Here is an 8,914-nt window from a genome sequence, read left to right as displayed (position 1 = left end):
CTTTTTGCTGTGCAGCCTATTTTTATCGTACTGCCAAGATGAAAATAGCCCCGTCATCGGCAGTTGACCGTTGACGGCTGACAAAGGGGCTGTTGCTCAAGCAACAGCCCCTTCTCTCACTCCCCTGCCTCCGCAGGGCTTTCTTCTGTTTTCTCCGGTTTTTCGGGTTCCGGCGCCTGTTCCGCCTCTTCCAGCTGGGCCACGATAATGTCCACCCGGTCCACCTGGAAATCGGTGATCCGCACCACTTCTCTCACCACGGCTTCCCGCAGCTGTTCGATGGTGTCAGGGATGGAGGTATCGCAGGCCACGGACACCTTCAGGGTGAAGGCCACATGGCCTTTTTTCACCGTGCCGTTTTCCGCCACTTCCGCGTCGGTCTTTTCCACCGCCACCGCCGGAGTGTTCTTGCCGGTGAGCCCTTTGGCAAAGGACATGAGCCCCCCGCCGGTGTGTTCCCACAAGTTCACCCGGTCCACCCGTTCTGCCGCCAGCCGGACCAGCTGGACGAACACTTCTTCACAAATAATGGTCTTGCCCTGGATCATGGTATCAGCTCCTTTATTACCGGAACTCCACCTTCAGATGCTGGCGGTTCACCAGCCGGTTGTACTTGTATTTGGGATACCCTACCAGCAGAGTTCCGACGATGACCTGTTTCTGGGGTACCTGGAGCAGTTCCCGCAGCGGGGCGTAATCTGCCCGGGCACAGGTTTCAATAAAGCCCATAATGGTGGTTCCCAGGCCCAGGGTGGGAGCATACAGTTCCACATAGGCCCAGGCCTGTTCACAGTTGCTCACGCCGGTTACGTTCAGCCGCCGGGCCAGTGCGAACACCAGCTGTTTGGCATTCCGGCCGATGATGTCGATGCCCCGGCCCCGGTACACTTCCAGTACCTTCCGGAAATACCGGCGGCGGGGAGAGTTGTTGTCGATTTCTTCCTGCATCCAGTCCGCCACACAGTCGCAGATCTTCCGGATCAGTTCCTGGTCGGACACCACAATGTAGTAAAGCCCCTGGGAATTGGCGGCGGTAGGTGCATACCGGGCAATGTCCAGCAGCTGTCTCATCTTGTCTTCACTGACCAGTTCCGGAGTGAAGTTCCGGATGCTCCGGCGCATCCGCAGGAAGTTGTAGGCCGTTTTGGAATCCAGCACCGGCATGGGGATGGGTTCGGTTTCGGCATAGGGACAGCGGGAATTATCAAGAGCACCGGTGGGACAGACGGATACACAGTGGCCGCAGGACATGCAGGACATATCATTGATGCACACCGGGCCGTTTTCACCCATTTCAATGATACAGCTGGGACAGACTTTGGAGCAGATCCCGCATCTAACACACTTATTCTGATCGACCGTTAAAATTCCAACCAAATGAAACACCTCATATTCTCTCTGACTGCAGTGCTGCCGGGGAAGCGGCGAACCCCTGTAAATTTAAAAAAAGCCGGACATCCGTCCGGCATGATTTGCAATTGGCTCCCCGAGTAAGACTCGAACTTACAACAACTCGATTAACAGTCGAGTGCTCTACCATTGAGCTATCGGGGAATCTCAGCGAAGATTATTCTACACGAAAAGCCGATTCCTGTCAACAGTTTTTTAAGATTTATTTTGCCATTTCCACATTGGCCGGCACATCAGCCACCGTTTCTGAATCCCCCACCTTTTCCAGGTTGGCCTGGACATGGCGGACAGCGCAGGACAGGCTGTAGTTGATGACGAAATACACCAGGGCCGCAAACCCGAACAGCACGAACACGTCGGATACGTTGATGGTGCCGGTGCCGTTGTACATGGCGGCCCCTCCCAGCACCTTGTTCACCCGGGCCATCAGTTCGATGGTGGCCACGTTGGCCATAAAGGAGGTATCCTTGATGATGGTGATCACCTGGCTCATCAGGGTGGGGATGATCTTCCGGAAGGCCTGGGGCAGGATGATGTACCACATCACCTGGACGATGTTGAAGCCCTGGGCATAGCCCGCTTCGAACTGCCCCTTGGAAATGGCGTTCAGGCCGCCCCGGATGATTTCCGCAATGATGGCGGATTCAAAGATGGTCAGGGCAATGGTGCACTTGAACAGGAGCTTGGTTTCCACGGAACTGAGCCCCAGGATCCGCCGCACCCCGGGAGCGGGGAAGAATACGGTGCCGATGAAGATCCAGAACAGAAGCGGTGTGTTCCGGAACAGTTCAATGTAGGCAGTGGCAGCCCAGCGGAAGACTCTTTCCGCCGGACGGGTGCAGTAGTTCCGCACCAGGGCCAGGACGGAAGCCACCCCCAGGCTGGCGGTAATGGAAACCGCCGCCAGGAGCAGGGTGAAGCAGGCTCCCTTCAGCATAAAGGACATAATGTCCGGATTTTTCAGGATGGCAAAGCTGCCGGCTAATGTACTCATACTCCATTCCTCCTCAGGCATTCATCATTTCGTCCTGGGCCTTCAGCTTGGCTTCCCAGCGGCCTGCCAGAGTGGACAGGGGGAAGCAGATGATGAAGAACAGGACCCCGCACACAATGTAGGCTGGTGCGTAGGAACCCCCGGTGTTGGCCCCGGTGACGAAGTTGTAGGTGGACGAAATCAGGTCCGCCCCGCCGATGATGTACAGCACTGCGGTGTTCTTGATCAGGTTCCCGATCTGGTTCACCGTAGGAGGCAGGATCACCTTCACCGTCTGGGGCAGGATGATGTAGGCCATTTTCTGGGTGTAATCGAACCCCTGGGCGTCCGCCGCCTCAAACTGGCCTCTGGGGATGGATTCGATCCCCGCCCGGATCACTTCTGCCATATAGGCGCCGTGATAGATGCCCAGGGCGATGATCCCGGCTGCCAGCACCCCGATCTTGTGTCCGGAGAAGGAGCAGGCATAATAGAGAAGACACAGCTGCAGGATGAGCGGTGTATTCTGGATGGCTTCCACGTAGATCCGGTTGATGGTTTTGGGAAGCCGTCTGGTGCTCACACCCATGAGCCCCAGCAGGATGCCCAGTACGGTGGCGATTACAATGCCCCCCAGGGCACTTTCCACCGTCACCCCCAGTCCCTGGAGGAAGCTGGCCTTGTGGGTCAGGACCACTTCCCATGCTTTTTCTGAAAATAAACCGCCCATAATCATTGCCTCCTGTTGAAAGAGAAGGGCAATCCCGCGAAATTGGAGGATTGCCGCTTCCCACCTTGCATTTACTTTCTCACGTTATTTATCCAGGTTGTATTTGGCTTCCAGTTTCTTGATGGTGCCGTCTTTCAGCCAGCCCTGGACAGCTTCTTCACAGAACTTGCTCATGCCGGAGCCCTTCTTGGTGGCCAGGCCGTATTCCTGAGGCGCGAATTCTTCCTTGATGAAGGTCCTGTCGTCGGTGTGGTAGATGGCCAGGATGGATTTATCCACGCAGAAGGCGGATACTTCTCCGGAAGTCAGGGCCGTGGAAATGGCCGGATAATCGGCGTATTGTTTGAAGCTTACCCCCTTGTTCCAGGTGGCTGCATCGAAGCTCTTGGGATCGAAGCCGTCCCCGTCGATGACTTTGGCCTTGATCATGGCTTCCACCAGGGCTCTGGCGGAGGTGGATCCGGAGGATACCCCTACCACTTTCCCTTTCAGGTCAGCCAGGCTGTTGATGTTGCTGGCTTTTTCCACCAGCACCCCAACATGGTCTGTATAGTAGGGAGTGGTGAAATCCCAGCTCTTTTTCCGTTCCGGAGTGATGGTGAAGGTTGCGGCAACCATATCGATGTCTCCGGAATCCAGAAGAGCGGTACGGGTGGCTGCCGTTACCGGCGTGTATTCCACTTCCACTCCCAGTTTCTTGGCCAGTTCTGCACTCAGGTCAACTTCCAGCCCGGTAAATTTCCCGGTGGCCGGATCCTGATACCCGAAGCCCTTGGTGACGTTCTTGACGCCTACCCGCAGGACCCCGCGTTTCTTGATGGCGGCGATGTCTTCCGCCACATTGGAGGATTTACCACTGTCAGCGCTTTTCTTCTCGTCCCCGCACCCTGCAAACAGCGATACGGCCATAAGTACGGTGACCCCTACTGCAAAGATCTTTCTCAGCTTGCCCAAACTTTTCATGATAAAACCTCCTTCAAATGCTTCCTTGCTGCTCTATGATTATCGCCGGGTGGTAATCAGCGGATAATCCTGCTTAAGAACTTCTTCACCCGTTCATTGGTGGGGTTCACGAAGAAGTGGTCCGGTGTGCCTTCGTCGATGATCCGGCCGTCTTCCATGAAAATGATCCGGTCGGCCACCTGCCGGGCAAAGCCCATTTCGTGGGTCACCACCACCATGGTGATGTTCCCTTCCTTGGCCAGCTTGATCATCACGTCCAGCACTTCCTGGATGGTTTCCGGATCCAGGGCCGAAGTGGGTTCATCGAACAGGATGATCTTGCTTTCGTCGCACAGGGCCCGTGCAATGGCGATCCGCTGCTGCTGCCCGCCGGATAAGGTGGTGGGATACACATTGGCTTTGTGCCGGAGCCCCACCACTTCCAGATAATGGTAAGCGGTTTTTTCCGCATCCTCTTTGCTCTTGTGCCGGAGCTTCATGGGGGCCAGGGTCAGATTCTGGAGTACCGTCATGTGCGGGTACAGGTTGAACTGCTGGAACACCATGGACATGTTGTCCCGGATGATCTGGGTCCGGTTCTTGTGGGTGAGTTCTGTACCATTGATATACACATGCCCTTCGGTAGGTTCCTCCAGGAAGTTCATGCACCGAACTGTGGTGGATTTCCCTGAACCAGATGGCCCGATGATTACCAGTTTTTCCCCTTCTTTCACTTCCAGGTTGACGTCCTTCAATACATGGTTGGTGCCAAAGTATTTGTTGACGTGCTCGAGTTTGATCATCATAGCCATCCCTGCTTTCATTTGATTTGCAATCGTTATAGCTTGTTTTTGAAATACTGTTCGTATTATTTCGAACAATTACGATTATACGCAAAATACGGTTTGTGTAAATCGGTTCACAAATAGTTCACAAATAATTATCTCGAAAACGAGAAAATTGTTACGATGTTTACTGAATTTGTAGGATTATTATGTATACAAAGGGAGTGTGCTGCCTCAGCAGCCCCCTTTTCGTTAACTTTTTTCTTATTGTCTTGACAATTCTTTTATTTCGGGTATAATAGTTACCCGAATGATGGAGCTTCTGGCAGGAGATAAATTTAGGGTTCCATCCAATATATGGTTATCCGTTACTGGACCGCGCGCAGGCCATGATCCCCATGGTCAGGATCCATTCGGAACCGGAACCAAAAACATATCGAAAGACTGGGACGGCAAGGTGCCCCTCTCTCTTATGGGTACTGGATATTCCAGGACTTTCACCGAAAGGTGTTGTCATTATGCAACTGTTCCGTACCGTAAAAGATCTGAAGGACTTTGTCCGCACTGTGAAAAAAGAAGGCAAAACCATCGGTCTGGTGCCCACCATGGGTGCCCTCCACGAAGGCCATGCCTCCCTGATCAAAGCCGCTGCCAAAGAAAATGACGTGGTCATCGTCAGCGACTTTGTAAACCCCACCCAGTTCGGCCCCAACGAAGACTATGATGCCTATCCCCGGAAGCTGGCCGCAGACGAAAAAGTCGCGGAAGCCGCCGGTGCCACGGCCATCTTTGCTCCTTCGCCGGCTGAAATGTATCCTCACCAGGATATGACCTGGGTGGAAGTGACGGGCAATATCACCAAAGTTCTTTGCGGCCGCACACGCCCCATCCATTTCCGGGGTGTGGCAACGGTATGCACCAAGCTGTTTAATCTTTCTCAGGCCGACCGGGCCTATTTCGGGCTGAAAGACGCCCAGCAGACGGAAGTCCTCCGCCGGATGGTGGAAGACTTGTTTATGAATGTTGAGCTTCGTATTATGCCTATCGTTCGGGAATCTGACGGACTGGCCAAAAGTTCCCGGAACGTGTACCTGTCTCCGGAAGAACGGAAGGCGGCGCTGGTCCTTTCCCGGAGCCTGAAACACGCCAAAGAGGCCTTTGCTGCCGGTGAGCGGGATCCCCGGAAGCTGGTGGATCAGGTAACTGCTGAAATCAAGGCCGAACCCATGAGCAACATCGACTATGTGGAACTCTACGGCATGCCCGGACTGACGGAAGTCACCGGCCCCATTGCCGGCCGTGTGCTGCTGGCCGTGGCGGTGAAGTTCGGGACCACCCGGCTCATCGACAATGTAGTGCTGGAGGGCTGACCGGATGGTGGATGGAATCGTACGTTTCTGCACCCGGTACATGTCCGTGGGAGTGGTGCTCATCGGATTTTTGGGGATCCTGGAGCCAGGGCTCATGAAGCCTCTGGCCCCCCAGATTCCCACCTTTCTGGGCATCATCATGTTCGGCATGGGCATGAGCCTGACCCCGGATGACTTCCGCAACGTGTTCCGCCAGCCAAAAAACGTGGCCATCGGGACCCTGCTCCAATTCACCATTATGCCCGCCGTGGCTTTCGGGCTGATCCACCTGTTCCGCCTTCCTGAGGCCATTGCCATCGGGGTAGTGCTGGTGGGCTGCTGCCCGGGAGGCACCGCTTCCAATGTGATTTCCTACATTGCCCATGCAGATGTGGCCCTGTCGGTTTCCATGACCATGGTGAACACCCTGCTGGCCCCCTTTGTGACCCCCTTCCTGGTGTGGTTCATTGCAGGCACCTGGGTGGATATCAACTTTGTGTCCATGATGGTTTCCATTGTGAAAATGGTGCTGCTGCCCCTCGTCCTGGGCATCGGGATGAATTATTTCTTCCCCCGGCAGGTCAGCCGGGTAATCCGGGTGATGCCCATGCTGTCCGCCCTGGTTGTGATCCTCACCGTAGGCTGCGTGGTGTCCATGTCCGGCCGGGCCATTGTGGACAACGGACTGGTGATTCTCTGTGTGGTAATGCTCCACAATCTGTGCGGCATGGTGCTGGGCGGATTCTTCGCCCGCCGGTTCGGGCTGGACAAAGCCCAGTGCCGGGCCATGACCATTGAAGTGGGCATGCAGAATTCCGGCCTGGCCTCCACCCTGGCTCTGATGTACTTTACCGCCGCCGGCGGCATCGCCGGTGCCATCTTCTCCGTATGGCACAACGTGTCCGGCTCCCTTTTCGCCTCCTACTGTGTAGGAAAAGACGAGGAAGGACAGCAGGAAGACAGCGTGGGAGAACTGGTGGGAGAAAAAAACAGGAATTGAATGAAAAAAGGACTGTTGCGTAAGCAACAGTCCTTTTTTGGGTCGCGGCCCGCGAACGGGGGTGTGTGAATTTTTTTCACACACCCCCGTTTTTCACCACCCCTTGGGCAGCATCCCTGCCATGCTCAGCAGGGCGTAAACACCGGAGGCCAGGAACACCACAAGGACCAGTTCCTGGATGGGTCGGGCGGCCAGCCAGCCGCACTGCCAGCAGGGTTCCTGGTCTCCTTTTTTCCGGGCGCTCCGGAGCATGAACACCGGCAGCACGGACATGATGATGCCCCCGAAGGTGCCGGCGCTGAAAATGGCGCTGACAAAGCCCACCAAACCGCTGCTGGCCAGGAAAATGGGCGGAATCACAATAAAAACCAGACACAGGGCCCGGCTCCGGATATCCCGTTCCGACCGGAACCCCAGCCGCTCGATGCAGTTGGTAAGGAAGCTTTCAGCAATGGCCCAGAAGGAGGTAAGCATGGCACAGAAGGCAAAGAAATTCACCAACAAATAGAAAAGCGGATTCTCCAGGGCCCTGCCCCAGGAAAGAGAAGCCACTTCCGTGATTTCCTTCCCTGGCAGCATCAAAAACACCGCCAGGGGCACCAGGGCCAGGATCAGGAAAGAGATCCCCGTGCCTCCCAGGATGGCCGGCACCAGCTTTTCCGGACGGTCCCGGAAGCCCCGGGCCAGTTCCGGCACAATGTACTGGACCGCATAGCAGAATACGGCAATATTGAACACCGGGATACCCCAGGTCCAGTGGGCATAGAGGATTTCATCCAGAGGCACCCGGGCCCGGAGGAAGGACGCCCCCACCAGGAGAACCAGCATCAGGATCATCCCCAGCCCCAGGAACTTTTCCGCCGCCCCGGTAACTTTCAGGCCCAGCCAGACCACAGCGGTTGCCCCGATGGAAAACAGCAGGCTGGCTTCTTCCAGGGGCAGGCCCAGGAAGGTGCTGAGAATCTTTCCGCAGCCGGTGATGTAGGCGATCAGGCTGCAGAAACTGGTAGCTCCCACAGAAAAGAAGATCAGCCAGGATCCGGCCTTCCCCACATATTTTTCCGCCAGTCCGGACAGCTGCAAAGGCCGCCGGGTGCGCAGGGCTGTTTCCGCCACATAGAGCATGGACGCCACCGAAAGAAACCCGGCTGCCAGAAGCCAGGTGAGCAGCACCGGCCACCCTGCCTTCCGGCTGGCATAGGCCAGGCCCAGCACCCCGGATCCGATGGTGGCCCCCACCACCAGCATCACCGCTTCTGTAAAAGTAAGCCGGCGGACTTCCAGGGTTCCGTTCTCCTCCTCTGCCGTCTCCAGATTCTCTGATTCCGTATACTCCATCTTGTTCTCTCTCCCCGTTATATTGTCAAGTCATCTGACCTGCATACCGGTTTATTGTAGCATAACAAGGAGCAGGAGGGAATGGGAGTTAACGTAAAAAAGGAGGGGCTGTTGCATACGCAGCAGCCCCCCTTTCATCCATTCTTCCGCATCTTCGGTTCCCGGGTCCAGCAGACTGCCTGCATCAGGCAGATCACTGCCGCCACGGCTCCCATTCCGATCCAGAATACCGGTTCCACGTTCATCAGATTCATCATGGCAATCGCTCCTTTCGGGAATAATCGTTTATTGTTCGTCGTTTTGGAAGGAACCCGCTCTCAGTGGGTTCCCTGAAGGGAAACGCTGCCCTGCGGCAGCTAACCCACCACCAGCCTTGCGGCTGGTCCC

General features: G+C 55.7%; 10 protein-coding genes and 1 tRNA gene. 2 read left to right on the top strand and 9 right to left on the bottom strand.

The annotated features are described in order from the left end of the window. Positions 1-116: 116 nt before the first annotated feature. From QVO43_RS00260 to QVO43_RS00230, 7 genes are all read right to left on the bottom strand, one after another. Positions 117-548 (bottom strand): Asp23/Gls24 family envelope stress response protein, encoded by a 432-nt coding sequence (locus tag QVO43_RS00260; RefSeq protein WP_022486642.1) that lies wholly within the window; start codon positions 546-548, stop codon positions 117-119. A 16-nt stretch (positions 549-564) separates the two neighbouring features. Continuing rightward, complete coding sequence (locus QVO43_RS00255) at positions 565-1,386, bottom strand: nitroreductase family protein (RefSeq protein WP_288174238.1); 822 nt, start codon at positions 1,384-1,386, stop codon at positions 565-567. A 93-nt stretch (positions 1,387-1,479) separates the two neighbouring features. Further along, a tRNA-Asn gene (locus QVO43_RS00250) sits at positions 1,480-1,554 on the bottom strand. Between the two features lie 58 nt (positions 1,555-1,612). Then, positions 1,613-2,404: an amino acid ABC transporter permease gene (locus QVO43_RS00245; protein ID WP_022486640.1), complete on the bottom strand. Its 792-nt coding sequence runs from the start codon at positions 2,402-2,404 to the stop codon at positions 1,613-1,615. A 13-nt stretch (positions 2,405-2,417) separates the two neighbouring features. Beyond that, complete coding sequence (locus tag QVO43_RS00240; protein WP_022486639.1) at positions 2,418-3,113, bottom strand: amino acid ABC transporter permease; 696 nt, start codon at positions 3,111-3,113, stop codon at positions 2,418-2,420. Between the two features lie 84 nt (positions 3,114-3,197). Then, positions 3,198-4,076 (bottom strand): transporter substrate-binding domain-containing protein, encoded by an 879-nt coding sequence (locus QVO43_RS00235; protein ID WP_022486638.1) that lies wholly within the window; start codon positions 4,074-4,076, stop codon positions 3,198-3,200. 56 nt (positions 4,077-4,132) lie between these two features. Further along, entirely contained in the window at positions 4,133-4,858 is a 726-nt protein-coding gene (locus tag QVO43_RS00230; protein ID WP_288174239.1) for an amino acid ABC transporter ATP-binding protein, read from the bottom strand. Positions 4,859-5,358: 500 nt separating this feature from the next. On the opposite strand from QVO43_RS00230, the gene panC reads away from it, so the two are divergent. Beyond that, positions 5,359-6,210, top strand: coding sequence for a pantoate--beta-alanine ligase (gene panC / locus QVO43_RS00225; RefSeq protein ID WP_022486636.1), 852 nt, complete (start codon positions 5,359-5,361; stop codon positions 6,208-6,210). A gap of 4 nt (positions 6,211-6,214) precedes the next feature. Continuing rightward, positions 6,215-7,189 carry a bile acid:sodium symporter family protein gene (locus tag QVO43_RS00220; RefSeq protein ID WP_022486635.1) on the top strand — a complete coding sequence of 325 codons (975 nt, stop codon included), beginning with the start codon at positions 6,215-6,217 and terminating at the stop codon, positions 7,187-7,189. Between the two features lie 93 nt (positions 7,190-7,282). Here the strand turns inward: QVO43_RS00220 and QVO43_RS00215 are convergent, their stop codons facing one another. Further along, entirely contained in the window at positions 7,283-8,527 is a 1,245-nt protein-coding gene (locus QVO43_RS00215) for an aromatic amino acid transport family protein (RefSeq protein WP_022486634.1), read from the bottom strand. Positions 8,528-8,661: 134 nt separating this feature from the next. Beyond that, positions 8,662-8,784, bottom strand: coding sequence for a hypothetical protein (locus QVO43_RS00210; RefSeq protein ID WP_022486633.1), 123 nt, complete (start codon positions 8,782-8,784; stop codon positions 8,662-8,664). Positions 8,785-8,914 lie beyond the last annotated feature (130 nt).

This window comes from Acidaminococcus sp. CAG:542, from assembly GCF_000437815.1.
Classification (GTDB): Bacteria; Bacillota; Negativicutes; order Acidaminococcales; family Acidaminococcaceae; genus Acidaminococcus.
This window is presented reverse-complemented; position numbering and strand designations above follow the sequence as displayed.